Here is an 834-nt window from a genome sequence, read left to right as displayed (position 1 = left end):
GGGTGAAGATGCTCATCAAAACAAACGGCGAGAGCGTTTTCCGTAAGCCAGAGCGAACGGAAAATGCTTTGGCGCTCGATCAGCACCTCGGCCTCGCGGAGTGAGCAGAAGATCTCCCGCTCCAGCAGCTCGTCGCGCAGCGTGCCGTCGAAGCTTTCGTTGTAGCCGTTCTTCCACGGGCTGCCGGGCTCGATGAACACCGTTTTCACGCCAACCGGCCCCAGCCAGTTGCGCACCGCCTTGGCCGCGAGCCCTGGCCCGTTGTCGGAGCGGCTGTGGTCCGGCGGGCCCCGTTCGATGAACAAGTCGGCCAGGACCTGCCGCACGTCATCCGACCGCAGCCGGCCTGCCACCACGATGGCCAGGCATTCCCCGCTGAACTCATCGATCACCGTCAGCATTCGGAATGCCCGCCCCTCTCTGGTCCGCTCCTGGACAAAGTCGCAGGCCCAGACAGGCCCAGGCCAGCTTGGCCATAGCCGGATACAAGAACCGTCGGTCAGCCACAGCCGGGCCCGCTTCGGCTGCCGCCGCGGCATCTTCAGCCCCTTGCGCCGCGAGATGCGCTCCACCCGCTTGGCGTTCACCCGCCAGTCCTCGGCCCGCAGCAGTGCCGTGATCCGGCGGTGGCCATAACGTCCGTACGTGCGCGCCAACCTGACCACCGCCTCGCTGAGCACCGCCTCGTCCGGCCGGAGCTTCGGCACCCGCCGCTGGGTGGAGCGTGTCTGACCCGGCGGGCGGCACGCCCGCCGCTCGGAGACCCCGAGCACCGACCGCACCACCCCGGCCTGGCGACGCTCGGGACTTAGAACGTCTAACAGAACCTCCGGA

Annotated in this window: 1 pseudogene; it reads right to left on the bottom strand. The window is 67.7% G+C overall.

Annotated features, from left to right (window positions below):
- Positions 1 to 74 precede the first annotated feature (74 nt).
- Positions 75 to 834: pseudogene (locus tag E0493_RS22950) on the bottom strand (IS3 family transposase); the annotation flags it as partial.

Source organism: Teichococcus coralli (assembly GCF_009829925.1).
GTDB classification, from domain to species: Bacteria; Pseudomonadota; Alphaproteobacteria; order Acetobacterales; family Acetobacteraceae; genus Pseudoroseomonas; species Pseudoroseomonas coralli.
This window is presented reverse-complemented; position numbering and strand designations above follow the sequence as displayed.